Genomic DNA, 24,986 nt, shown 5'->3' with positions numbered 1-24,986 from the left:
GATGATCGATAGAACGGACACCAAGATCCGCGCACCTAGAGGCACCGCACTGAACACGAAAGGCTGGATTCAGGAAGCCGCGCTGCGTATGCTGATGAACAATCTGGATCCGGAAGTCGCCGAGCACCCGGATAAGCTGGTCGTGTACGGCGGGATCGGCAAAGCCGCACGCAACTGGGAAAGCTTCGATGCGATTGTGAGCTCACTCAAGGATTTGGAGAATAACGAAACGCTGTTGATCCAGTCCGGCAAACCCGTTGCGGTATTCCGCACGCACAAGGACGCGCCGCGTATCCTGCTGGCCAATTCCAATCTGGTTCCCGCTTGGGCCAATTGGGAGCATTTTCGCGAGCTGGACCGTAAAGGGCTGATCATGTACGGGCAAATGACCGCCGGCAGCTGGATTTACATCGGCAGCCAAGGGATCGTTCAGGCACGTACGAGACGTTCGCCGAATGTGCGCGACAGCATTTTGGCGGTAGCTTGCAAGGCACGATTACGGTTACTTCAGGGCTTGGCGGAATGGGCGGCGCGCAGCCGCTGGCGGTGACGATGAACGAAGGTGTGCTGATCGGCATCGAGGTGGACCGCAGCCGCATCGAGAAGCGGCTGGAATCCCGCTATTGCGACACGTTGGTGGAGTCGCTTGACGACGCGATTGCGCTGGCCGCTGAAGCCAAGGCGGAAGGCCGGGCGCTGTCGATCGGCCTGCTCGGCAATGCTGCGGAAGTGCTTCCGGCAATGATACGGCAAGGCTTTATTCCGGATATCATCACGGATCAGACTTCCTCCCACGATCCGCTTAACGGCTATTTGCCGATCGGTTATTCGCTGGAGGCCGGCGCGAAGCTGAGGGAGGAAGATTCGGAAGCGTACATCAGGCTCGCCAAGGCGAGCATCGTCCGTCACGTGGAGGCGATGCTCGAGATGAAGCGTCAGGGCGCGGTGGCTTTCGACTATGGCAACAACATCCGGCAGGTGGCGTTCGATGAGGGCGTGGCGGATGCATTTGATTTCCCCGGCTTTGTGCGGCGTACATTCGTCCGCAGTTTTGCACAGGCAAAGGGCCGTTCCGCTGGGCGGCGTTGTCCGGCGATCCGGAAGATATTTATAAAACCGATGAAGTGATCCTGCGTGAGTTCGCGGACAACGAGAGCTTATGCAAGTGGATCCGAATGGCACGTGACAAAATCGCGTTCCAAGGCCTGCCTGCCCGGATCTGCTGGCTCGGCTACGGCGACCGGGCGAAATTCGGACGGATCATTAATGATATGGTCGCTTCAGGCGAGCTTTCGGCTCCGATCGTCATCGGCCGAGATCATTTGGACGCGGGCTCCGTCGCATCGCCTAACCGGGAGACCGAAGCGATGAAGGACGGCAGCGATGCCGTCGCGGATTGGCCGATCTTGAACGCGCTGCTCAACACGGCTTCCGGTGCAAGCTGGGTGTCGTTTCATCATGGCGGCGGCGTCGGCATGGGATATTCGCTGCACGCCGGCATGGTCGTTGTCGCCGACGGGACCGAGGATGCGGCGCAGCGGCTGGAGCGTGTATTGACGACTGATCCGGGGCTGGGCGTTGTGCGGCACGCGGATGCGGGCTATGAGCTGGCCGTCGAGACGGCGCGCGGCCAAGGAATCCGGATGCCGATGCTCGGCTGACCGGGGAAAGGAAGTTGCGCATGATCCACATTCGAAATGCGTCCCAAGTCGTGACCGTCAGCGGAGCGAGCGCCGCCCCCAAACGGGGTAAGGAAATGGAGCAGCTGGATATCATCGAGGGCGGCGGAGTTGTCATTGAAGAAGGTGTAATCGTATTCGTCGGCGAAGAAGAAGAAGCCGGAAAATATGTTGAGCTCCACGGGGGCAATGGCAAGGAAGTGACCGTCATTCCCGCCGAAGGGAAAATCGTCACGCCGGGATTGATCGATCCGCACACCCATCTCGTATTCGCAGGTTCGAGGGAATTCGAGCTCAACCTTCGCTTGCAGGGTGCGAGCTACATGGATATTTTGAACGCGGGCGGCGGGATTTTGCATTCCACCTTGCAAACACGCGAGGCGGATGAAGAACAGCTGCTGATGGAGGCCGGAAAACGGCTGGACCGTTTTCTTACGCATGGTGTAACGACGATTGAAGCCAAGAGCGGCTACGGGCTGCGGCTGGAAGACGAATTGAAGCAGCTTCGAGTTGCCCGCACGCTGGACAGTACGCATCCGGTCGATGTCGTGTCCACGTTTATGGGAGCGCATGCCGTACCCGCAGAGTATAAGCACGACCCGGAAGCTTACGTGCGATCAGTCATTGAAGACATGATCCCTGTTGTCGCGCAGGCGGGATTGGCGGAGTTCTGCGACGTGTTCTGCGAGGAAGGCGTGTTTACGGTCGAGCAGTCACGGCGTATTTTGCAAGCGGGGCGTGAGCAGGGTCTGAAGCCGAAAATCCACGCGGATGAAATTGTTCCGTTCGGGGGCGCGGAGCTGGCCGCTGAGGTCGGCGCTGTATCTGCGGATCATCTGCTTCACGCATCCGAAGCCGGCATTCGGGCGATGGCGCGGAGCGGCGTCATTGCCGTTCTCCTTCCCGGCACGGCGTTCTTCCTCATGGCCAAGCCGGCCGATGCGCGGGCCATGATCGCAGCCGGGGTGCCCGTCGCCTTATCGACGGACCGCAATCCGGGCTCTTCTCCCACGGAGTCGCTGCCTTTTATGATGAATCTGGCTTGTCTCACGATGAGAATGACGCCAGCAGAGGTGCTCACCGCCTGCACCATCAATGCCGCGCACGCCATTGGCCGGGGCGATCGGATCGGCAGCATCGAAGTCGGCAAACAAGCCGATCTTGTCCTGTTTGACGCTCCTAACTATATGTATTTACAGTACCATTACGCCGTGAATCTGGTGGACACTGTAATCAAGAAGGGAAGACCCGTCTATGAACAATCTGCGCATCAATTCCGCCCGACTCAATCTTAATATTCGTCTGCTGAGTCAATTCGGCATGAATACCGCCGGCGGGTTGGATCGCACCACATTCACTCCCGCCGAACTGGCGCCCGCGAATGGCTGAAGCACCGGCTGTATGAGCAGCGGCTCCAAGTACGGGTGGACGAAGCGGCTAACATTTGGGCGGTACGCAGCGGGCAGGACGACAAGCTGCCGTCGATCGTGTTCGGTTCCCACATCGACACCGTTCCGAACGGCGGCAAATACGATGGAGCGCTAGGGGTGCTGCTTGCCCTTGAAGTGATGACCGTTTTCAAAGAGAACGGAGTGTCCACCCGGCATCCGCTAGAACTTGTATCGTTCAGCGCCGAAGAGCCGAACCCGTTCGGATTATCGACATTCGGAAGCAGGGCCGTATCGGGAAAAATCGGCTGGGAACAGTTGAAAGGTGTGCGGGACGACAAAGGACAGCTGTTAACGGAAGCGCTTCGGCTGGCAGGAGGAGATCCGGAACGTTTCGAACACGCCCGTCGTAAGCCGCAGGATTTTGCCGCGTTTCTGGAGGTTCACATCGAGCAGGGGAAACGCTTGTTGACAAGAGATATACCTATAGGCATCGTTACCGCGATTAAAGGCATTTATCGTGAAGAGGTGACGGTGAAAGGAGAAGCCAACCACGCCGGAACGACGCTCATGCACGATCGCAAAGACGCTCTGATGGCGGCCTCCGAGATGATGCTGGCTTTGGAATCGGTGTGCATGAACCAGCCTGCCGATGAGACGGTCGGCACCGTCGGCAAGATAACGAATTATCCCAATGCCGCGAATATCATCCCCGGTAAAGTCCAATTCAGTTTGGAAATCAGGGGGAGTTCAACGGAAGAGATTCAGCAAATGATCGGCGAGTGGGAGAAACGTGCGGCTGAAGTGGCGGAGCGAAGAGGGATTCATCTCGAGAGACGGCTGGTTCTCGATCAGGCGCCGGTGCAGATGAACCCGCTTGTAAGGAGTGTTTGCACTGCGCAAGCGGAGCAGTTGGGGTATGCGACCTACGGGCTCGGCAGCATGGCCGGCCACGATGCCGCACACATGGCGGCGCTGACCCGCGCAGGTATGCTGTTCGTGCCCAGTCTCGACGGGAAGAGTCATTGTCCTGAAGAGGAAAGCCGATTGGAAGATATCGAAAAGGCCGGCAACGTGCTGCTCCATTCTATTTTAGCGTTGGACTCAGAACTGGACGGTTAGGGGGCGCAAAGATGCGTCAGCTGTATTCGGCGGATTATGTATACGCAAAAAATGGATTTCAACGAGACAGTGGGCTGTTGATCGAAGACGGGATGATCCTCGATGTGGGCGAAACGGAGGATCTCCTTCGCCGGTATCCGGATGCCGAACATGTAAGGTGGCAAGGGAAAGCGATCGTACCGGGAACGGTGAACGCCCACAACCATTCTTTTCAAAGTCTGCTGCGCGGCATTGCCATCGACAAGCCGTTCCTGGAGTGGCGGGATCAAGCGTTGTACCGGTATACCCCTCTGCTCGATGAGGAGGCCATCTATACCGGGGCGTTGCTGGCTTTTGGCGAAATGCTCCGTTACGGTGTGACGACTGTGAGTGATTTCTTCTATGTACATAACGGGGGAACCGCCTTCGACGAAGCCGTCATTCGGGCAGCGCGGGATCTGGGCATTCGGCTTGTGTTCGCACGCACGATGTACGACTGGTCTGGCGCGCCCTTCGCCTACCGCGAAACGGTTGATGAGGCCACGGAGAGAACCCGTACGCTTGCGATGAAATACCAGGGCAACCCGATGGTGACCGTTCACCCCGCCCCTCACAGTCCGCATGCCGCATCGCCTGAAATGATCCGAGCCGGGCATCGGCTGGCTTTGGATCTGGATACGCCTTTTCACATTCATGTGGCTGAGGAAATGTTCGAGGTGGAGGAAACGCTGAGGGATTACGGGCTGCGACCGATCCACTACCTCGATTCGCTTGGCGTACTCGACGAACGGATGATTGCCATCCATCTCGTGTGGCTGGATGATACCGAGGTCGAGCTGATCGGAAGAAGGCAGGGGTCGCTGGCGTACTGCCCATCCAGCAACATGTTTTTGGCCGACGGTGTCACGCGGATTCCTGATCTGGTCAAATCGGGCGTCAAGGTGGCGTTTGGAACGGACGGGGCATGCAGCAACAACCGGACCAGCGTGTTCGAGGAAATGCGGATGTGTGCGCTTTTGCAAAAGGTGAGCCGCCTGGACGGCACCTGTATCACGGCCGAGCAGGTGTACCGCATGGGCACCGCCAATGCCGGCGAGATACTGAGATTGCCGATAGGCTCTCTAGAGCCCGGCAAACATGCCGATTTTGTCTCGCTCGACATTCACGATTTATCGTTGGCTCCGGCGAATCAGCTGTTCGCAAATATGGTCTACGCCATGCAGCCCGGAGCGGTGACCCACACTGTTGTGGGAGGCAGAATCGTTTACGAGAAAGGCAGCATTCAGACAGTATCCGAGACAGACATCGGCAAGCGGGTGAATGAGCTGTTCGCTAAATGGTCTGGGATGCTGTGACTTTTGCAGACTGCCGGTACCACACCAGCATCACCAAAGAACAAAGACCGATCACGAATAAAATCATATATACATGCCGGTAAGCATTCACGAGCGGAACATTGTCCTGCAAAGCCAACATAATGCCGCACGCCGCAACCGAAATGGAACCGCCGAAAAATTGAATCAACTGGATGAGTCCCATACCGGAGCCGATCAATTCTTTTGGAAGAATGCGCGACGTCTCGTTGTTAATTGAAGCAATCGATGCGGAGATGGCCGGCGAGAAAAAGAGATACCCGCCAAGGATGATAACCGGCGATACGGAGAGCTCAAGCGAATAAACAGCAACCACCGTGATTAGAATGGCATGCCCGATCAGCAATAGTGGCACATTCCCATAACGGTCGATCCACCGGCCTATGAAACGTGTCATCACCGCAGAGACGATGGCGCCGGGCGCGATCATGAGGCCGACGTGAAGTGCGGACAGATGAAAAAGATTCGCGAGTACCAGCGGCATCATGAACAGATTGGCCAGGTTGAGGACCAAGACACAGAAGCCGATCACGGCTAGCTTTCGATAAGCAGACTTCTTGAGCAGCGTTGGATTGATAAACGATTCCTTCTTAACTCTCATATGCCACGCGTGAGCGATGAAAGACAGGATGCTGAACGCGAGCCACAGCGCTGAGCGATGGGTGACGGCCGTCAGCAATGTCGCTGCATTGACTACCGTCAAGATGGCCCCGACAATGTCGAAGCGAAATGGCTTCGGCTCCTCAACCGGTATAAGGCGGTACAGCACAGGCAGGAGCAGCAGCACGAGGCAAGTGACTGCGAACAGCCCGTTCCAGCCGAAGTAGTCGCTGATTACGCCTCCGACAATCGGTCCAAGCCCGAAGGCTATGGCGCTTCCCGCTGCGATCATCGCAATCGCCCGGCCTCTTCTTTCATACGGGATGTAACGGCTGGCGAGCACGAGTCCGAGACCCGCCATTGCTCCGGCGCCTGCAGATTGCAGAATCCGTGCCGTCAGCAAAGACTGAAAATCCCGCGCAAAAATGCCGAACACAGACGACAGCCCCAGCACCGTCAGACCGACTGCCAGCAGTCTCCGAATGGGCAGGGTGTCCGAAAGCCTGCTGTAAATCACCGTCGACAGCGCATAACCGATCGAGTAACTCGAAATAACCAATGAGGCCAAATCTGCCGAAATCCCAAGATCCGAGATGATGCTCGGAATTGAAACGTTAAACATCGTCGTGTTCATCAGCACGATGAAGAGGCCGATCATCCAGACCGGCATAACAACCTTGTCATTCATATGTCTGACCATCCTATCCGTCCGTGTTCAATAGTCTCATTATTATACTTTCCATCCGTTTTGACAAATTTGACTGGTGACGTTTTGTGGTAATACTTATATGGAGTTTAATGAAAGGCGGGATTATCGGATGAAAAAAAGAGTTCTAGGCGGAAAGCTGGAAGTGTCGGCGCTCGGGCTTGGTTGTATGGGAATGTCCGACTTCTACGCGGGACGCGACGAAGATGAATCCGTTCGCACGATTCATCGGGCGATTGAGCTTGGTGTTACGCTGTTCGACACGGCAGATATGTATGGCGTAGGCAAAAATGAGGAACTTCTCGGCCGGGCGCTCCAAGGACGGCGCAATGAAGTGGTCGTAGCCACCAAGTTCGGCAATGTTCGGGGTGAGGACGGCGCTTTTCTTGGTGTGAAAGGGGACCGTGGGTACGTAAAATCCGCATGCGAAGCCAGTCTGCGGCGGCTTGGCATGGATCACATCGACTTGTACTATCAACACCGGGTTGATCCGAACATCCCGATTGAAGAGACGGTCGGCGCGATGGCCGATCTCGTGCGGGAGGGCAAGGTTCGCTACATAGCGTTGTCCGAGGCGGCGCCGCAAACGATTCGACGCGCTCACGCCGTACACCCCATTACCGCGCTGCAGACGGAATATTCGCTATGGAGCCGCGATGTGGAAGACGAGATATTGCCGGCCTGCCGCGAGCTCGGTATCGGCTTCGTCCCATACAGCCCGCTTGGCCGCGGCTTTCTCACCGGTCACATTAAGAAGTTTGAGGACTTGGCGGAGGATGATTACCGCCGTTCCTCGCCCCGGTTCCAAGGGGACAATTTTCAGAAAAACCTCGACCTCGTACAGCGCATAGAAGAAATTGCGAAGGAAAAAGGCTGCAAGCCCTCACAGCTCGCCTTGGCCTGGCTGCTTGCGCAGGGCGACGACATCGTGCCGATTCCCGGTACGAAACGGCGCGTTTACCTTGAGGAAAACGTTGACGCCCTCAACATCGAGCTGACCAAACAAGATCTGGCACACATCGACGAAGCCGCCCCGAAAGGCGCCGCCTCAGGTGACCGCTATGCGGCTGCCGCAATGAAGAATGTCAATTTGTAGAAACTGACCATTAGGCTTTCAACCCTTTTGTCGGTATACCTTCCGCTCAGGCTGAACGAGCATTAGGCTTTTAAGCATCGGATTGCCTAGGCTCTGGGAACGTGCTCCAACTGCTCTAATGCTTAAGCGATTCTTGAACCTTGAATCTGCGCCTGATCCCTCAACTGTTGCTGGCCCGCTCCTGAACCGAGGGGATATCGACAAAAGGACCGTGAGCACCACATATTCTCCTGAACGGAGGGGATACCGTCAAAAGGAAATGCAAAACACCATAGCTCCCAAAGCTCAAGCCGTCAACCGGTTTGGGCTTTTTTCTTTCCAATAAAATCTTAACGGCGTTAAGATTCTTTTGCTGTCTAACTGTTTATTTATTTACATAACACTTTAGACAGACAAGAGGGTCGATCGCATTGCACTCGAAAGTGAATAAATCAGTTTACGGTTATTACTTCATCGCGCCGTTCTTTGTCGGATTTCTCGTATTCGGCCTGGCGCCGATCCTTTATACGTTCTACCTCAGCCTTACAAAATGGGAGGGGTTCAGCGATCCGACCTATGTTGGTTGGGCCAACTATTCGCATGTGCTGCATGACAGCTTTTTTTATGAGTCGGTGCTTAATACGCTGATCATATGGATTTTCTCGATTATTCCGCAGCTGACACTCGCGTTGGTCCTTGCCATTATCCTCAATGAGAAATTTATCCGCGGCAAACATTTTTTCAGGGCGGTGTAATATTTTCCTCACATCGTCACTCCGATTACACTGGGTGTCCTGTTCAGCCTCATGTTCGACTGGCAAACGGGAAGCGTCAACAAAATTCTGATGTCTCTAGGCGTCGTGTCTGAGCCGGTCAACTGGTTCAACAGCCCCTGGACAGGGAGTCAACGACAACGCGGACTACGAGAAGGTACTGAACGACTTCAAAAAAGAAGTGAAAGCCGCCTTCCCCGACATCCAGGTAGATTGAATTTAGCTGCATCGAAAGAGCCTCGTTCCCAAGTGGAACGAGGTTTTTTTGTTTGCGCCGTCTATCCTCTCAGAAGGGATTCACACTGCCGATATAGAAAGAAATGTAATTCACAATTCTAAGGAGCGGACAACGATGAGGCTGTTGCCTGGCAAAAGAGACTTTACAATTCCCGCAGGCGGTATTGATTCAGTAGAAAAGATAACATTGGGCGGTGTCGAGCAGACCGTTCTGATACAGGCTGAAGTTCCGACGAACCCTGTTCTGCTTTTTGTTCATGGCGGACCGTGCATGCCGGTTCCGGGAGTCGTGTCACGCGGACAGGATTACGCGGTATCGATTGCGACCAAAGAGCTTGTGAAACATTTCGTCGTTGTATTTTATGACCAACGCGGAGCAGGTAAATCCTACAACAAGCACGTTCCGGCGGAATCTATGCGGGTTGAGCAATATATTTCGGATTGCCGTGAGTTGATAGATATATTGAGGGCTCGTTTCACACAGGAGAAAGTTTTTCTAGCCGCTCATTCTTGGGGCTCTGTTATCGGCTTGTCCGTTGCAGCGAGATTTCCTGAGAAACTGCATGCATATGTCGGAATCTCGCAGATCTTAAGTTGGACCAACAACGACACGCTTGCTTACGAATGGGTAAAGGGTAAAGCTGAGCAAGCTGATGACCGTAAAACGCTGACAAAGCTGGAGCAGCTCGGGCGGCCGCCTTACGTCAAAAATGTTAAGCAGTGGACGGATTTTCGCCAGCCGTTAGTCAAATACAAATCAATGGTTTACTCGAGTGACACCGTGAAACTGAGTATGATGACAGGCATTAAACTGTTTTTTACAAGTAGTGAGTATTCGCTGAAAGATGTGTTCCACTGTTTTGTCAGCTCCTATAAACTGACGTATACACAGGACTTGATTGAAGATTTTGCGAAAATCAACCTGGAAGCGATAAATAAACTCGATACTCCGGTGTACTTTCTACATGGGCGGCAAGACTTTCATGTGAACGGAACGCCGGTACAGAAGTTCTATGAAGAATTAGACGCGCCTTTCGGCAAAGAAATGGTCTGGTACGGGCACTCCTCTCATATGTTCCATCCCGACGATGCGAGAGCGATTGAGAAGTATTTCATCGAAACGGTCAGAACAAGAAGCCTCGTAACAACCAGATAACCTCAAGAGCTCTGTTCCCTAGAGGGACGGGGCTCTTTTTGTTTTGTCCGCGCCGCCATGGAGCGATTCTTGCTTGTTATTTTAGCAATTTTCCTATAGGAGGAATGCGTATGGCTCGTACCCCCATTTTCCAACGGCTGAAAGATGCCGCTTCCGTCGCAGCCGAATCGCTTGAAAGAGACGTTGCAGTCGAACAGGTCATTCAGGAACGCGCCCAAAAACCGATTTCGCGCAAGGAATTCATTCAGAAAGCTGCATTGGCAACCGCTGCTGCTGCGGTTCCGAGTTTTCTCTGGAAGCTCGATACCGCTTTAGCCGCGGCGGCCACGGGCTCGGGCTCGGGCCGGATTGTCATCATCGGTGCCGGTCTTGCCGGCCTGTCATGTGCCTATGAACTGAAAAAGGCGGGTTATAATGCAGAAATATACGAGGCTTCCGAAAGGGTCGGCGGCCGGTGCTGGACGAGAAGAGGCGACTTCGAGAACGGGCAGCTGGCGGAGCATGGGGGAGAATTTATAGATTCGAATCACACGCATATGTTACAGCTGGCGCAGGAATTCAATCTGGTCGTAGAGATGTGATCCAGGCGCAGAAGGCGGGAACGGAAGACCTTTATTATTTTGACGGCACACCTTATACCTTCACTGAAGCCTCCAATGATTTCAGAAGCATCTGGAACGTTTTGCACAATGAAGTTGCGGCGGCCAAGTATCCGACTTTATACAATAAATACACGCAGCGCGGCAAAGAGCTGGACAATATGTCGATCATCGATTGGATCAATCAGAATGTTCCCGGCGGTATGAACTCGAAACTCGGGAAGCTGCTTGATGTGGCCTACAACATTGAATTCGGGGCGGAATCAAGCGAACAAAGCGCGTTGAATATGATCTACATGCTCGGTTATTCGAAGCAGAACGAGTTTCAGATCTTCGGTCCGTCCGATGAAAAATACCATGTGCGAGGCGGCAACGATCAAATCGTATCCGGTCTGGCGGAAGCTTTAGCAGGGCAGATTACCCTTCGCACCAGTCTCACCGCAATCAAGCTGAATAAGAACGGCAGCTATACGCTTACGCTCAAAACCGGTTCCGCTTCGAGGGATATTACCGCTGACAGAGTCGTTATGACGATTCCTTTTTCTATCCTGCGATCCTCTGTAAATTATCAAGATGCGGGCTTCAGGCCGTTGAAAGTGACTGCCATTCAAGAGCAGGGAATAGGAACAAATTCCAAGCTTCACGTTCAATTCAACACCCGGCATTGGGAAGGGCTCGGCAGTAACGGCGCCACAAATGCGGACACAGGTTATCAGAACACCTGGGATGTAAGCCGCGCGCAGTCGGGCACAACGGGGATACTGGTCAATTATACCGGAGGAACGATCGGTGCGAGCTTTGGTACGGGAACTCCGGCTCAAAGAGCGCAGCAATTCCTGTCGCAGCTCGAGCCCGTGCTGCCAGGCATATCGGCCGAGTGGAACGGCCTCGCGACCGTCGATTATTGGACCGGTTACCGGTGGACGAAAGGCTCTTATTCCTATTGGAAGGTTGGTCAATACACCAAATTTGCCGGGATCGAACGGGAGAAGGAAGGTAATTGTTACTTCGCCGGCGAACACACTTCGCTCGATTTTCAGGGATTCCTGAACGGTGCCGTGGAAACGGGCCAGCGGGCGGCGAACGAAATTTTAGCGGATTTGAAGGCAGCCGGCTTAATGGACGCTCCATTGCAATCGATGGCATAAGGACTTCGGCGCGCGTTTGCTTTCGTATGATTCTCTAAAATGAGAACTCATTCTATATTTTAAGAACCCAAGCGAAGCGGCATGCATCGCCTGGGTTCTTTTTTTTAGACAAATAGTCATCGATTGAATGACAGCTTCACAGTTTTGGATTTATTTTCCTATAATCCTCTCGAATCCATTATAATTAATTTATATGCTTTCTCGAATAGCCAACATTGCCGAAGATGAGGTGGGGGACTTGCTCAAAGCGTACCAGCAAATCGCGCAGGAAGTGTCGGAAGCGATCTCGTCGGCGCTGCAGATTGAAACGGAAATCGTGGACGATACGATGACTATCATTGCGGGTACCGGCAAGTATAAAACGCTGATCAACATGAAAGAGGAGAACGGCGAGATTGAAGCGGGATATTTGTACGGCCGCGTGCTGCAGACAGACCAGTCTTATTTTATCGAAGACGCTCGAAGCGACCTGTCGTACGATCCTTCCGTGTCGGCCGGCGAAACCGAGGAGATGGCGGAATTATGCACGCCGATTCATTACAACGGCAATGTGATCGGAGTCATCGGGCTTATCGCATTCAACGAAACGCAGAAAAAAAATGCTGGTTGATAACCGATTCAGCTATTTAACGTTTTTGCAGCAAATGTCCGAGTTGTTAGCGGGCAAAATTGCCGAGCAGCAGGCGCTGAATAACTGGGAAAAGACTTATTCGCAGCTGGAGACAATCATTGAATCGATACATGAAGGAATTATCGCCATCGACGAGAACGGCATCATTACCACTTGCAATCAGACGGCACAGCAGTTGATTAAATTGGATAAGCAGTCGATGATCGGCTCGTCCATCAACCGGATTTGGGCGGATACACCGATGCTCCAGACGTTGCAGACCGGTAAAGGCTACATCGAGCAAGAAGAATTATATAAGCTTGGCGAACACGAAATGCACTTTATCGTCACGTCGCGTCCGATCCATATTAACGGCCGGGTGATTGGCGTTGTTGCTTCTTTTCGCCGGATGGCGGATATGCGCAGGCTGGCTTACATACTGACGAATGAACACCAGGATCTGAAATTTTCGCAAATCCTCGGGAAAAGCCGTTCCCTTGGCTTGATTATCAGACAGGCGCAGCAAGTGGCAAGAGGCACCTCGAACATCCTGGTTACAGGCGAAAGCGGAACGGGGAAAGGCATGCTCGCCGCCGCCATTCATTCTGCGAGCAACCGGAGTAACGGGCCGCTTATTATCGTTAATTGCGGAGCGATACCGGAAGCTCTGCTGGAGAGCGAGCTGTTCGGCTATGCGGGCGGCGCTTTTACGGGTGCGAAAAAGGAAGGCAAAGCCGGAAAGTTCGAGCTCGCGGACGGCGGGACGATCTTTTTGGACGAGATCGGGGATCTGCCCCTGCACCTGCAGGTAAAGCTTCTGCACGTGCTGCAGAGTAAACAGGTGGAGCGGGTCGGTTCCAATAAATTAGTTAATGTGAACATCCGCGTAATTTCAGCTACGAACAAAAACCTCGAAGAAATGGTGCAGAGCCGGGAGTTTCGGGAAGACCTTTACTTTAGGCTGAATGTTATTCCTTTGCATATGCCCGCGTTGCGCGAACGCGCAGAAGATATACCTCTGCTGATGGATTATTTTCTGGCCAAGTACCGCGAAACGTTTAACCACCTTGTACTCGACTTTACCCCTGAAGTACGGCAGCTATTTATCAACTATCCGTGGCCGGGAAATGTGCGCGAACTGGAAAATGCCATCGAGTATGCGGTCAACATGGAGACCTCCGAATATATCGGGCCGGAGAGCGTGCCGATTCGAATCCGTAATGCGGTCTCCCCACAGCCAACGGTCGTTGACGCTAAAGTACGGGATCAATCGCTTAAAGAACAAATGAAGGATTACGAAAAGCATATTTTGCTCGACATGCTGCATCGATTCGGGCATACGCTTGAGGCCAAACGCGCGATCGCCGACATTCTCGGAATCGGACTCGCCACACTATATCGCAAATTGGAAGAATATGAGCTTCACTCCATGAGCCGCCACGGGTAGGTTTGGCATTATTTTTGCTTGGTACATAATGACCAGATTTCGCAGAAGGGGGTTATAATGTCCGCCTATGATCAACTTACAGAACATTGTGAAACGGTACGATCAAAATACTGTCGTCAATAACCTCTCCCTGGATATCCAACAAGGAGAATTCATTACGCTTCTCGGTCCCAGCGGCTGCGGTAAAACGACGACACTGCGCATGATCGCCGGATTCGAACACCCGACCTCCGGGCGGATTGTATTGGACGGAGAGCCGATCAACGATGCTCCTCCGTACGAACGAAGCGTGAACACTGTATTCCAAAGCTATGCCCTGTTTCCACACTTGAACGCCTTTGACAATGTGGCCTTCGGGCTTCGCGTGAAGAAAGTTTCGAGATCGGAAGTTGCCCGGCGGGTTACGCAAGCGCTGAAAATGGTGCAGTTGGACTCGTTCGCCAAACGCAAGCCCGATCAGCTCAGCGGCGGACAAAAGCAACGGGTCGCGATTGCCCGGGCTTTGGTGAACAACCCCAAAGTGCTGCTTCTCGACGAGCCGCTCGGCGCGCTGGACCAGAAGCTGAGGAAGCAGATGCAGGTTGAACTGAAGCATTTGCAGAAGCAGCTTGGAATTACGTTTCTTTTTGTAACGCACGATCAGGAAGAAGCGCTGACGATGTCGGACCGGATCGCGGTCATGAACCAAGGCGTGCTTGAACAGGTCGGCACACCGAATGACGTTTACGAGAATCCGGAATCGCCGTTCGTGGCTGAATTTATCGGGGAAACGAACATGATTCCCGGCGTTGTGAAGGAAAGACGCGGACCTATGGTCACGTTAGACTACCAAGGCCTGCGAATCAGTGGTGTAGCCAAGAGGGAAGTATCGGAGCAAGAAGATATCCTTCTGGCCATTCGGCCCGAGCGCTCGCGGCTCTCTCTTCAACCGGCGGAAGACTCGCAGTCGGTTAACATTCCTGCAAGATTTACGGAACGCATCTATATCGGGAGCACGACCAGAACGGTTGTCACACTCCCGGACGGGACCCTGTTTACAGCGATGGAAACCGCGGACCGGATTTCACCAATGGCTTCGGGCGATGAGCTTTTTGTGAGCTGGAAGCCTGAGCACGCGGTGGTGCTGAAGCGATGAAGCCGGAAGTATCGCCAGCCGCCCAAGTCGAAAGCTCCAGATCTCCGAGAGCCTCGCGGGATCTGACCCGTTGGTGGACTCTCACACCCGTCACGCTTTGGATGTGCGTTCTCTTCGTATTGCCTTTGATTCTCGTGCTCGCCGTCAGCTTTATGTCCAGAACCTCTTTCGGCGGAATCGAGTACTCTTTCTCGCTAGACAACTACAGCCGGTTTTTTGACTCTCTGTACATCAAAATACTATGGGTATCCTGTCAATTAGCGTTTCTGACTACCGTATTGTGCTTATTCATCGGCTACCCATTTGCCTACATAATCGCTCGTTCCCCCGCCAAATACCGCAACTTGCTGCTATTGCTCGTGATCGTACCTTTTTGGACGAACTCGTTGATCCGTACTTACGCTTGGATCGTGCTGCTGCGCACGGAGGGCGTGATTAACGCCATTCTGCTGCAGCTCGGACTGATCGGCAGCCCGCTTACCCTCCTTTACAACGATATGGCTGTGCTGATCGGCCTGGTTTACACGATGCTCCCATTTATGATACTTCCTCTATACGCTTCGATAGAGAAGCTGGACAGATCTTTGTTAGAAGCGGCTTCCGACCTCGGCGCCAGACCGCTGCAGACGTTCTGGAAGGTTACGCTGCCGCTGACGGCTCCTGGAATTATGGCGGGAACGCTGCTTGTGTTTATCCCTTCGCTGGGACTGTTCTTCATTCCTGACTTAATGGGTGGCAGCAAGTCGATCCTCATCGGCAACTTGATCAAAAATCAATTTTTGAGCGCGAGGGATTGGCCGTTCGGCTCTGCCATCTCGATTATTCTTATGGCCTTGACGCTGCTCTTTATCGCGGCCTATGTGAGAATCAGCAAAGACAAAGCAGGAAAGGGGCTGATGTGATGCGCCTTTCCCTCGGCCGAAGGTTCTCCGTTTTCTATGCGGCGCTTGTCTATTTGTTTCTGTATTTGCCGATCTCCATCCTGATCATGTATTCCTTTAACCAGTCGAAGCTGAATGCGGTTTGGACCGGATTCACATTCGATTGGTACGGGAAGCTGTTTCAGAATACCGCCGTATTGGAAGCGATGAAAACCTCTCTGACAGTAGCTTTCATCAACACGATTGCGGCGACAATGATCGGAACGCTGGCTGCGGTTGGGATGTATCGTTATCATTTTCGGGGGAAAATGGCTTTGGAGGGATTGGTGTTTCTTCCGATCGTCATCCCGGAAATCGTGATGGGAATATCTCTGCTCGCGTTATTTTCTCAATTGCACGTGCCTCTCGGTTTTTTCACCTTGGTCGCCGCTCATATCACCTTTTCCGTTCCGTTCGTCATGGTGGTGGTCAGGGCAAGGTTAGCCGGCTTTGACAAACATATCGAGGAAGCGGCGATGGATTTGGGGGCAACGCCGTGGCAGACATTTGTGAAAGTAACTTTGCCGGTCATCGCGCCGGGTGTGATCGCCGGTGCCCTTCTCACATTTACACTGTCGATCGACGACGTGGTTATCAGCTTTTTCGTAGCGGGTCCCGGAAGTGAGACGCTTCCTTTGAAAATATTTTCAATGGTGAAGTTCGGCGTCACTCCTGAGATCAATGCTCTTTCGACCCTAATGCTTATAGTGACGCTGTGCATCGTCTTCATTGCCGAGAGGATTCAGCAAAAAAATAAATAGGAGGGTTTGTCATGAAGAGAAAAATGCCTCGTCAAGTATTGCGTCAGATAATTGTCTGCACGGCTATTATTGCGCTAGTGGTTCTTGCAGGCTGCGGATCCAAAGGCGGAGATACGGACGGAGAGGGATTGGGGAATGAGCTCAATGTCTTTAACTGGTCCGAATACTTACCGGAGTCGGTGCTGAAGAAATTCGAGGAAAAGACCGGAGTGAAAGTGAATTACAGCACTTTTTCCTCTAATGAAGAGATGCTTGCCAAAGTGGCTGCCGGCGGCGGGATCTATGACCTGACCGTCACCAGTGATTACTACATTCAGCCGATGGTAGCGCAGGACCTGATTCAACCCCTCGATCTGAACAACATTCCCAACTTTAAGAATTTGATGTCCGAGTATGTGAATAAGGACTTCGACCCCGGCAACAAGTACAGCGTACCGTATATGGGGAATACGCAGTCTCTGGGGATTAACCCGGATAAAATAAAGACGGAGATAACCGGCTATGCGGATCTGTGGAAGCCCGAGTTCAAGGGCCAGATTGTGCTCCTCGACGATCCGCGGATGGTCGTAGGCATGGCTTTGAAGTCGTTAGGCTACTCCGCCAACGAGACGGATCCGGCACATTTGGAGGAAGCGAAGGCTAAGCTGTTAGAGCTGATGCCAAACGTCAAAGCGTTCGACAGCGACAGCCCCAAAACGCTGATGATCAGCGGGGAAGTCGGCGCCATGCTGAGCTGGGGGCCGGAAATCGCGCTGTCCCAACGCGAAAAACCGCAGGTCACAACGATCATTCCGAAAGAAGGATTGATCATGACATTCGACCATTTCGTCATCCCGAAGGGCGCCAAAAACAAAAAAGCGGCTGAAGCGTTCATCAACTTCATCTTGGACGGCGATATCAGCGCGGAAATTGCCGAGTCCTTCCCGTACATTAATCCGAACTCCGAAGCAAGGAAAAAAAATCGATAAAGCGACACTTGAGAACATAGCTATCTATCCCCCGGCAGAAGCGCAGAAGAATATAGAAGTTCTTAACGATCTAGGAGAAGCCACGCAATTATACGACCGTATCTGGTCAGAGGTAAAGAGCTCGCAATAAAGGCAATCATAATCCACCTCCAGTTCACTCTAACGCGCGTTCGCCGCAGAGGATCTGGAGGTTTTTCATATTGTGTATGTGTTTTATCTTCCTTTTGACGATATCCCATCGACTCAGGGGAGCAGGGAGGTCAGTTTGCGCCCCTTTTGACGATATCCCATCGGCTCAGGGAAGAAGGGAGGGCAGTTTTCGCCTTTTTGACGATATCCCATCGGCTCAGGGGTCAAGGCAGCAGCATCCGGCAGGCGAATTACGCAGATAAGAACAGACCTCAATAGGGACGAGGTGTGAAGGGACTAACCGACCAGGGTTGATGCCACGCCATAGTGTCGTTTAGGCCGGGAGGAACGTACAGGGGTAGAGCCTGTTAACTTGGGGTAGGTAATCTTTCGTGTAATGGCGCAAAACTGTAATAATTCCAAGAACGCAGCTTGTTTGCGACGGTTCCAAATATAACAGTATTGATCCAGATATACCTGTAAGTGTTTCGGCCCAATACCATGGAAAGTCTGTCCTAGATAACTCGCAGCTTCAAGGCAAAGTCGGACTAACGCAAGGTCACGGTGCCGGCCGATTCTTCGCTTCACTATTCTCCGTACTAGCGCGGTCGGCTCAACATTTTCACGGATAAAGATCTCTTGATCTGGGCTATCATATCGGCTTGTTAACGGGACTTTGTTCTGTTTCTTTATTTTAATGCGGACGACCTTCCCTGTTTCTTCACTCGAAGCTCCGATGATTAATGGCTGTTCCTGTTTGTGCCATTCGAGGGAAGCTACAGGACGATCACTATATACAGCGTCAGAGAGAGAAACGATACCACTCAATAGCTGGTCACGTTCTGCCAAGCTCATAGCATGACGAATTTTATGACAGATCAACCATGCTGTCTTATAAGTCACACCGATAATTCGTGAAAGTTGCAGCGCATTGATGCCAACCGGCCGCGCATGTAGATAGATCGCTTGAAACCAAAGACGCAAAGGCGTGCGGCTGCCCTCCATCACAGTGCCCGAGATGAGCGAGGTTTGCGACCGACAAGCTTGACACTCATAGAGCGGCAGCCTGCGAGTGGAGATGACATATGCGTACGGGTGCCGGCAGCGCGGGCAGCAAAAACCGTTAGGCCATTTAGCCTGATACAACGCTTGAACACAGTCTTTTTCCGTTGCAAACCTGCTGCAAAACGACTCAAAACTTACCTCATCCATCGACATGATAATGCACCTCACACCCGAATGTATGTTCTCCTTATTTTACCAAACATATGTTCCTATTTCAATCTAAAATTAGTTAAAATGTTTTGATTGGTGGATGACAGCGACAGGTTTCCTGAATGGAGGGGATATCGTCAAAAGGCGTTGTGGGAGACAGATTCCTGAATGGAGGGGATATCGTCAAAAGGCGATGAAAATGGTGAAGCCCTTGCAAGAGCGTCTCTTGAAGGGCTTCGGCACATGTGCTGCAACTTTAGCTTGCTGTTTTCGGTTCTTTTGCGAGGTGGGCGATGCCTTCTTCGATGCAGGCCATTACGTAATCGATCTGGTCGTAGCTGATGATGGCGGGCGGCTCGATGCGGATGACGGTGGCGTTGTTGATGGTTCCGCCTACTAGAATTTTTTTGCCGAATAATTGCTTTGCCAATGAGTAGCCGAGCGGGTTGGAGGCGAACTCCATGCCGATCAGCAATCCTTTGCCGCGGACATCGACGAGAATTTCCGGGTGCTGCAGCTGAATTTCCCGCAATTGCTTGAGGATGTAATCGCCCTTTTCTTTGGCCATTTGCGGGATGTTATCTTCCAATATTGTGTGAATGCCGGCAATTGCCCCTGCGCAGCAGAGCGGATTTCCTCCGAACGTCGATGAGCCTAGCAGAAACGGATTTTCCTCCATTTTATCCCACCATTTACGTTTGGCTACCATGGCCGCGATCGGCATGACGCCGCCTCCAAAAGCTTTGCCCAAAGTCATAATGTCTGGAACGACATTCCAGTGATCCATGCCGAACATTGTGCCGGTACGGCCCATTCCGGTCTGGACTTCGTCGACAATTAACAAACATTCGTATTGATCGCAGATCTCGCGGAGTCTCGGGTGATAGTCATCCGGCGGAACGTTCACGCCTCCTTCGCCTTGGATCGGTTCTACGATTACGCCCGCGACCGTCTCGCCTGTACGAATCAGCATGCGTATCGCCTGTTCCACCGCGTCAGCATCCCCATATGGCACGTGCTGAAAACCGGGAACAAGCGGCAGATACGGCTCCCGGAACATAGCTTTGCCGGAGGCGGAAAGGGAACCGAGGGTTTTGCCGTGGAATCCGCCTTCCATGGTTATGAAGTATTTCTTGCCGGTAGCAAGACGAGCAAGTTTGAGAGCCATTTCGTTCGCTTCGGTACCGCAGTTAACGAGGTAGGAATGCTGCAGATCCCCCGGTGTAATATAGGCAACCAATTGCGACAAATACCCCCGCAGCGGATCCACCATCTCTTGGCTGTGCAAAGCGTAACGATTCAATTGGGCTTTTACGGCTGTCAGGACCTTCGGATGCCGGTGGCCCAGCAGATACACACCATATCCGCCCAGGCAATCGATGTACTCGTCACCCAGCGTATCACGGAAGACGGCGGCTTCATCCTCCCACTCCACGACCGAGAAATCGGTTGACACCGACTTCCGGTGCGCGAGAATCGCTTTCGTGACATAGTTGGTAAAATTGTCGACCGACTCCGCCACGATACTCTTCTTTTGGTCCAAGGTCAGCGTTTCGCTTTCGATGTAACCTAATATTTTTTTGGCAAGCTGCAATGATTCTTCGGTTGATTTGCGTTCCAAACCAATCATCCTCTCCCCGTATGGTCTTATGAAATTAATCAAGCAAAAAGGATGCCACATCGAAGAATGATCGTTTTTGCGGCTGGTCAGGGGGGGAATTCTCAATCCGTGGAAAAAATTCCGCAGTTACAGGCAGCTGATGAGAACAATTTCTGAGAAATGAGAATGACTGATGGCTGAAAACCGCCAAAAGGCACGATTAAGGTCGGCAGGAACGAAGTACTTGGAATTCGCTCAGTTGGCATGCAAATTGCTTGGATTTATAGCAGTAATCAATCGAAGGAGGAGAAATATGAAAAGAGGATCGGTTAGATTTCTGCTTCTTGCCCTAGTAATCGGGGCGTTCGCCGTAATGACAGCTTGCGGCGGTAATTCGGACTCAACAGCTGCAACAGGAAGTTCCGGCGGGGATGCGGGGGGCAAGACGCTTAACTTGCTTACGTGGGAAGGATACGCGGATCCGGCATTCGTCAAAGGGTTCGAGGATAAGTTCGGGGTGAAGGTGACCGCAACTTACTTCGGTTCCAGCGATGAGCTCGTGTCCAAGCTGAAGGGAGGCGGCGGCAACGTATATGACGTCATTTCTCCCTCCTCTGACGTAGCGGCTTTGCTGATCCGGGACGGCCTCGTTGCGCCGGTTAACCTGGATAATGTGCCGAACTACGCAAATCTCGCCTCCAAATTGAAAGATATGGACGATGTCAAAAAAGACGGAAAAGTCTACGGAATCCCTTTCACTTGGGGACCGGACTCCTTGATCTACGATGCGGATGTCATCAAAACTCCGCCAGATAGCTGGAATATCTTCTGGGATCCGCAATATAAAGGTAAGGTATCGATCTGGGACGACATTTCGAATATTTATTTGATCGGGCAAATGATGGGACTCGATAAAAACGATCAAAGCGCCGTTTACAACATGACTGAGGAACAGCTGCAGGAAGCGAAGAAAAAGCTGATTGAACTGAAGCCGCAAATCCGCAAGTATTGGGCTTCCGCAGGCGAGCTTAACGACCTTTTCGCTAACAATGAGGTTGTATTGGCGGTCGGCTGGCCGTTAACTCCGACCACCGTGAACGCTACCGGGCGCAATCTGAAAGAAACGATTCCGAAAGAAGGAATCACCGGCTGGATTGACCGCCTGATGATCGTTGACGCCTCGAAGAATAAGGAATTGGCCGAGAAATATATCAATTATGTCGTCGACGAACAAGTGCAAAAGCTGGTGGCGGATGTGACCGGTTATGGTGTGGCGAATAGTAACGCGGCTAAGCATATGGAGCCTGCACAAGCTCAAGCCATTCACATCGACGATATGGATAATTACATGACAAAGATTAACTTCTGGCAGGAAGTGAAACAGCGCGACCTCTACAACGAGATATGGAATGAAGTAAAGGCACAGTAACCTTATATGCCTGGCGGCATCCTGCCGCCAGGTATGTTCCTACATGAGGAGAGGAAAACATGCGGAACGATGCGCCATTGCCCGTTAACAAAACCGATTACACCAGGGTGCGGCGGAATTGGAACCCGCGCCTTTTAATCCTGCTGATTCCTCCGATTGTCTGGCTGTCCGTGTTTTTATTTATCCCGTACATGGTGCTCCTGATCAACAGCTTCTGGAAAGTCGATTTCGGCACGATCGTTCATGATTTTTCCTTTGATAACTATAAAAAGTTTTTTACGAATGCGCTGTATTACGGCACTTTTCTCAAAACACTCCGAATAGCCGCATGGGTAACGGTGTTCAGCATTTTACTGAGCTACCCGCTGGCCTACTTCATCCATTTTAAAATCAAAAAAAAATAAGCAGCTGTGGTATACGCTTGTCATTATTCCGCTGTGGGTCAGTTATCTGGTCAGGGCTTACGCGTGGAAAATCGTACTCGGACAGGAAGGGATTCTGAACAATCTATTACTGTCAGTCGGCTTGATCGACAAGCCGCTGGAGATTTTTCTATACAGCCCCTATGCGGTAGTGCTCGCTCTAACTCACATTTACACGCCTTGGGTGCTCATGTCCATTTACACTTCATTGGAGCATATTCCGCGGGATATTCTGGAGGCTTCCAAGGATTTGGGGGCCGGGCGCTGGCGGACATTCTTCCATATTGTGCTGCCGTTAAGTCTGCCTGGCGTCATTGCAGGAGCCACTTTCGCTTTCGTGCTGACGATGGGTGATTTTCTGGCACCGCAGCTTCTTGGCGGAACGAGCAGCATGATGGTGTCCAACGTGGTTTACAGCCTGTTCGGTGTCGCCAACAACTGGCCGCTCGGGTCGACGATCGGTATCATTACTTTGTTCGTGGTGCTTGGCATTCTGCAGCTCACCCACCGGTTGGAAAAGAAAACCGCGAGCTTCTAACACCGCGCTAGAGGAGGCAGTATCCCGTGGGCAGACGGTTCAGAATCGATTGGATTTACACCGCGCTGACGATATCGGCGGTACTCATTTTTGCATTTATTTATTTGCCGATGATTGTCGTGGTCTTCTATTCGTTCAGCGAAAATGCCGTCAATTCCTTCCCGATTGAATCCTGGTCGACGAAATGGTACGGGGTTTTGATGCGCGACACCGCGCTGATCGCTTCCTTCAAAAACAGCCTGATCGTTGCGGCAGCCGGCACTTTAATCGGTCTTCTGCTGGGAATCCCGGCCGCTTTCGCAGTAGATCGGTTTCATTTTCCGGGGAAGGCTTTGTTTGAGAGACTTGTTCTGCTCCCTATGATATTGCCTGGAATTATTACCGGGGTGGCGATGATGAGCGTATTCGTTCTAGCCGGAATGAATCTCTCGCTCATCAGCATATTGTTGGGCCATGGCACCTTTCTGATCGCGATTGTAATGACGCAGGTCTATGCCCGATTAAAGAGATTCAACCGCGTGATCGAAGAGGCTTCCATGGATCTGGGGGCCACCCGGCTGAAAACATTTTTTTTCATCACCCTTCCCAATATCCGAACAGCCATTATCGGCGCATCCCTGCTTTCGTTCACTTTGTCTCTGGATGAGATTGCAGTGAGCTACTTTTTGACGGGAAGAGATCTCACGCTGCCGGTGCAAATCTGGGCGATGCTGCGCAGGGGGATCACGCCGGAAGTGAATGCCATTTCGACGCTCATTTTCATTTTTTCAGTGGTCATGATTGTCATCGTCACCCGCTTGACGCGAGACAAAGCCGAGGCGTAGAAAGCCGGAAGGAGGCCGGGCATGAACCCGATCATTCAATTGCAGAACGTGGAAAAAAGGTTCGGTTCCGAGCTGGTCGTGAAAGGAATCAATCTCGAAGTGGAAAAGGGAGAGTTTCTCACCATTCTGGGCCCGAGCGGCTGCGGCAAAACGACAACCCTGCGAATGATCGCGGGATCGAGAGGCCGACGGAGGGACAAATATTATTGGAAGGCCGTAATGTGGTAGACATCCCGCCTTACAAAAGGGACGTCAACACCGTCTTTCAAAGCTATGCGCTCTTTCCGCACATGACGGTTTACGAGAATATCGCATACGGCTTAAGGATGAAGGGTGTACCCAAGTCCGCGCAGGCGGAGAGAGTGCAGGAAGTTTTGCGCATGGTGCAGCTGGAGCCGCTCGGCAATCGGAAGCCGATGCAGCTCAGCGGCGGGCAGCAGCAGAGAGTAGCCGTGGCCAGGGCGCTGATCAACAAGCCCAAAGTACTGCTGCTCGACGAGCCGTTAGGCGCACTGGATCTGAAGCTGCGCAAACAGATGCAGATTGAGCTCAAGCATCTGCAGCAAAAGTTGGAGATTACGTTTATTTACATCACGCACGACCAGGAAGAAGCATTAACGATGTCGGATCGCATCGCCGTTATGAATCAAGGCAGAATCGAGCAGGTGGCAGCGCCCAAGGAAATCTACGATTCCCCGCAATCGAAGTACGTGGCGGATTTTATCGGTGAGACCAATTTGATGGAAGTGAAGGTTCTTTCACACAAGGGCAACGGCGTTGTGCTCGATTTTTCAGGGAGTCGGCTTGGGGGCAGGCTGGGCAAAAACCAACAGATGGCGGAAACGATGATATTGTCCGTGCGCCCTGAGAGAATCCGTCTGGATAAAGAGGAGCGACTGGAGCAGTCGTTTGCTTTGCCGGGGATCGTGGAGGAGACGATCTTTGTCGGGTCCTTTGTTCGTACGATTGTGCGTCTCGCCGACGGAACGCAGATTTTTACGATGAGCCCGAGCATGGGCAAGGCCGGCTTTGTTGCCGGGGAGAACGTCTGGGTGAGCTGGGATGAAGAAGATGGCATTGTAATCGGCGCATAGAACGGATCACAGAGATTGTGACAGATTCCGACTCGCACTTTGTTATATAATAGAATTAT

General features: G+C 52.4%; 21 protein-coding genes and 2 pseudogenes. 20 read left to right on the top strand and 3 right to left on the bottom strand.

Annotated elements, in window-relative coordinates:
* Position 1: 1 nt before the first annotated feature.
* The 4 genes and pseudogenes from hutU to SD71_RS00875 all read left to right on the top strand — a co-directional run bounded on the left by hutU (position 2) and on the right by SD71_RS00875 (position 5,523).
* Positions 2-1,661, top strand: a pseudogene (gene hutU, locus SD71_RS00890) (urocanate hydratase).
* Between the two features lie 14 nt (positions 1,662-1,675).
* Complete coding sequence (gene hutI, locus SD71_RS00885; RefSeq protein ID WP_052475820.1) at positions 1,676-2,974, top strand: imidazolonepropionase; 1,299 nt, start codon at positions 1,676-1,678, stop codon at positions 2,972-2,974.
* A gap of 129 nt (positions 2,975-3,103) precedes the next feature.
* Positions 3,104-4,189, top strand: a complete 1,086-nt coding sequence (locus SD71_RS00880; protein ID WP_235426945.1) for a Zn-dependent hydrolase — start codon at positions 3,104-3,106, stop codon at positions 4,187-4,189.
* Positions 4,190-4,200: 11 nt separating this feature from the next.
* On the top strand, positions 4,201-5,523 hold the full coding sequence (locus tag SD71_RS00875; protein ID WP_041058457.1) for an amidohydrolase family protein: 1,323 nt from the start codon (positions 4,201-4,203) through the stop codon (positions 5,521-5,523).
* Here the strand turns inward: SD71_RS00875 and SD71_RS00870 are convergent.
* On the bottom strand, positions 5,501-6,829 hold the full coding sequence (locus SD71_RS00870; protein WP_041058455.1) for an MFS transporter: 1,329 nt from the start codon (positions 6,827-6,829) through the stop codon (positions 5,501-5,503). The two genes, SD71_RS00875 and SD71_RS00870, sit on opposite strands and share 23 nt — an antisense overlap.
* Before the next feature lie 130 nt (positions 6,830-6,959).
* Here SD71_RS00870 and SD71_RS00865 point away from each other — a divergent pair, with 130 nt between their 5' ends.
* The 11 genes from SD71_RS00865 (at position 6,960) to SD71_RS23425 (ending at position 17,676) form a co-directional block, all read left to right on the top strand.
* On the top strand, positions 6,960-7,943 hold the full coding sequence (locus SD71_RS00865) for an aldo/keto reductase (protein ID WP_041058453.1): 984 nt from the start codon (positions 6,960-6,962) through the stop codon (positions 7,941-7,943).
* Positions 7,944-8,353: 410 nt separating this feature from the next.
* Positions 8,354-8,677 (top strand): carbohydrate ABC transporter permease, encoded by a 324-nt coding sequence (locus SD71_RS00860; RefSeq protein WP_052475819.1) that lies wholly within the window; start codon positions 8,354-8,356, stop codon positions 8,675-8,677.
* Positions 8,678-9,047: 370 nt separating this feature from the next.
* Complete coding sequence (locus tag SD71_RS00855; protein WP_041058451.1) at positions 9,048-10,088, top strand: alpha/beta hydrolase; 1,041 nt, start codon at positions 9,048-9,050, stop codon at positions 10,086-10,088.
* A gap of 110 nt (positions 10,089-10,198) precedes the next feature.
* Positions 10,199-10,669: a flavin monoamine oxidase family protein gene (locus tag SD71_RS25725; protein ID WP_200889534.1), complete on the top strand. Its 471-nt coding sequence runs from the start codon at positions 10,199-10,201 to the stop codon at positions 10,667-10,669.
* Positions 10,666-11,835 (top strand): flavin monoamine oxidase family protein, encoded by a 1,170-nt coding sequence (locus tag SD71_RS00850; protein WP_200889533.1) that lies wholly within the window; start codon positions 10,666-10,668, stop codon positions 11,833-11,835. The genes SD71_RS25725 and SD71_RS00850 overlap by 4 nt, the downstream gene beginning before the upstream one ends.
* A 238-nt stretch (positions 11,836-12,073) precedes the next feature.
* Positions 12,074-12,445 carry a GAF domain-containing protein gene (locus tag SD71_RS24525; protein WP_235426944.1) on the top strand — a complete coding sequence of 124 codons (372 nt, stop codon included), beginning with the start codon at positions 12,074-12,076 and terminating at the stop codon, positions 12,443-12,445.
* Complete coding sequence (locus SD71_RS00845) at positions 12,435-13,892, top strand: sigma-54 interaction domain-containing protein (protein WP_235426943.1); 1,458 nt, start codon at positions 12,435-12,437, stop codon at positions 13,890-13,892. Before SD71_RS24525 ends, SD71_RS00845 begins: the two co-directional genes overlap by 11 nt.
* A gap of 67 nt (positions 13,893-13,959) precedes the next feature.
* On the top strand, positions 13,960-15,027 hold the full coding sequence (locus SD71_RS00840) for an ABC transporter ATP-binding protein (RefSeq protein ID WP_041058448.1): 1,068 nt from the start codon (positions 13,960-13,962) through the stop codon (positions 15,025-15,027).
* A 101-nt stretch (positions 15,028-15,128) separates the two neighbouring features.
* On the top strand, positions 15,129-15,929 hold the full coding sequence (locus SD71_RS00835; RefSeq protein WP_200889546.1) for an ABC transporter permease: 801 nt from the start codon (positions 15,129-15,131) through the stop codon (positions 15,927-15,929).
* Complete coding sequence (locus SD71_RS23430; RefSeq protein WP_041058443.1) at positions 15,929-16,708, top strand: ABC transporter permease; 780 nt, start codon at positions 15,929-15,931, stop codon at positions 16,706-16,708. The genes SD71_RS00835 and SD71_RS23430 overlap by 1 nt, the downstream gene beginning before the upstream one ends.
* A gap of 11 nt (positions 16,709-16,719) precedes the next feature.
* Positions 16,720-17,676, top strand: a complete 957-nt coding sequence (locus SD71_RS23425; RefSeq protein ID WP_235426942.1) for an ABC transporter substrate-binding protein — start codon at positions 16,720-16,722, stop codon at positions 17,674-17,676.
* A gap of 426 nt (positions 17,677-18,102) precedes the next feature.
* On the opposite strand, the gene SD71_RS00820 is transcribed toward SD71_RS23425, so the two are convergent.
* Together SD71_RS00820 and SD71_RS00815 are read right to left on the bottom strand one after the other, a co-directional pair.
* On the bottom strand, positions 18,103-19,023 hold the full coding sequence (locus SD71_RS00820) for a transposase (RefSeq protein WP_235426941.1): 921 nt from the start codon (positions 19,021-19,023) through the stop codon (positions 18,103-18,105).
* 253 nt (positions 19,024-19,276) lie between these two features.
* Entirely contained in the window at positions 19,277-20,641 is a 1,365-nt protein-coding gene (locus tag SD71_RS00815) for a putrescine aminotransferase (protein WP_041058440.1), read from the bottom strand.
* A gap of 292 nt (positions 20,642-20,933) precedes the next feature.
* Here SD71_RS00815 and SD71_RS00810 point away from each other — a divergent pair, with 292 nt between their 5' ends.
* The 5 genes and pseudogenes from SD71_RS00810 to SD71_RS00795 all read left to right on the top strand — a co-directional run bounded on the left by SD71_RS00810 (position 20,934) and on the right by SD71_RS00795 (position 24,927).
* Entirely contained in the window at positions 20,934-22,049 is a 1,116-nt protein-coding gene (locus SD71_RS00810) for an ABC transporter substrate-binding protein (protein ID WP_052475817.1), read from the top strand.
* Between the two features lie 59 nt (positions 22,050-22,108).
* Positions 22,109-22,453 carry a hypothetical protein gene (locus tag SD71_RS21735; protein ID WP_052475816.1) on the top strand — a complete coding sequence of 115 codons (345 nt, stop codon included), beginning with the start codon at positions 22,109-22,111 and terminating at the stop codon, positions 22,451-22,453.
* Positions 22,431-23,009, top strand: coding sequence for an ABC transporter permease (locus tag SD71_RS21730; RefSeq protein WP_082033953.1), 579 nt, complete (start codon positions 22,431-22,433; stop codon positions 23,007-23,009). The genes SD71_RS21735 and SD71_RS21730 overlap by 23 nt, the downstream gene beginning before the upstream one ends.
* A gap of 26 nt (positions 23,010-23,035) precedes the next feature.
* A complete protein-coding gene (locus tag SD71_RS00800; protein WP_152619298.1) occupies positions 23,036-23,833 on the top strand; it encodes an ABC transporter permease in 798 nt (265 codons plus the stop codon).
* A gap of 21 nt (positions 23,834-23,854) precedes the next feature.
* Positions 23,855-24,927, top strand: a pseudogene (locus SD71_RS00795) (ABC transporter ATP-binding protein).
* The last annotated feature ends 59 nt before the right edge of the window (positions 24,928-24,986 follow it).

It is taken from the genome of Cohnella kolymensis, from assembly GCF_000829465.1.
In the GTDB taxonomy this organism is placed as follows: Bacteria; Bacillota; Bacilli; order Paenibacillales; family Paenibacillaceae; genus Cohnella; species Cohnella kolymensis.
The sequence above is the reverse complement of the archived record's forward strand: the minus strand, read 5'-3'. Positions and strand labels throughout refer to the sequence as shown.

Bases quoted from the DNA above. Each gene is read 5' to 3' on its own strand.
- SD71_RS00875 (WP_041058457.1), top strand. From the start codon at position 4,201: ATGCGTCAGCTGTATTCGGCGGATTATGTATACGCAAAAAATGGATTT.
- SD71_RS00870 (WP_041058455.1), bottom strand. From the start codon at position 6,829: ATGAATGACAAGGTTGTTATGCCGGTCTGGATGATCGGCCTCTTCATC.
- SD71_RS00865 (WP_041058453.1), top strand. From the start codon at position 6,960: ATGAAAAAAAGAGTTCTAGGCGGAAAGCTGGAAGTGTCGGCGCTCGGG.
- SD71_RS00855 (WP_041058451.1), top strand. From the start codon at position 9,048: ATGAGGCTGTTGCCTGGCAAAAGAGACTTTACAATTCCCGCAGGCGGT.
- SD71_RS25725 (WP_200889534.1), top strand. From the start codon at position 10,199: ATGGCTCGTACCCCCATTTTCCAACGGCTGAAAGATGCCGCTTCCGTC.
- SD71_RS00845 (WP_235426943.1), top strand. From the start codon at position 12,435: ATGCTGGTTGATAACCGATTCAGCTATTTAACGTTTTTGCAGCAAATG.
- SD71_RS00840 (WP_041058448.1), top strand. From the start codon at position 13,960: ATGATCAACTTACAGAACATTGTGAAACGGTACGATCAAAATACTGTC.
- SD71_RS00835 (WP_200889546.1), top strand. From the start codon at position 15,129: ATGTGCGTTCTCTTCGTATTGCCTTTGATTCTCGTGCTCGCCGTCAGC.
- SD71_RS23430 (WP_041058443.1), top strand. From the start codon at position 15,929: ATGCGCCTTTCCCTCGGCCGAAGGTTCTCCGTTTTCTATGCGGCGCTT.
- SD71_RS23425 (WP_235426942.1), top strand. From the start codon at position 16,720: ATGAAGAGAAAAATGCCTCGTCAAGTATTGCGTCAGATAATTGTCTGC.
- SD71_RS00820 (WP_235426941.1), bottom strand. From the start codon at position 19,023: ATGTCGATGGATGAGGTAAGTTTTGAGTCGTTTTGCAGCAGGTTTGCA.
- SD71_RS00810 (WP_052475817.1), top strand. From the start codon at position 20,934: ATGAAAAGAGGATCGGTTAGATTTCTGCTTCTTGCCCTAGTAATCGGG.
- SD71_RS21735 (WP_052475816.1), top strand. From the start codon at position 22,109: ATGCGGAACGATGCGCCATTGCCCGTTAACAAAACCGATTACACCAGG.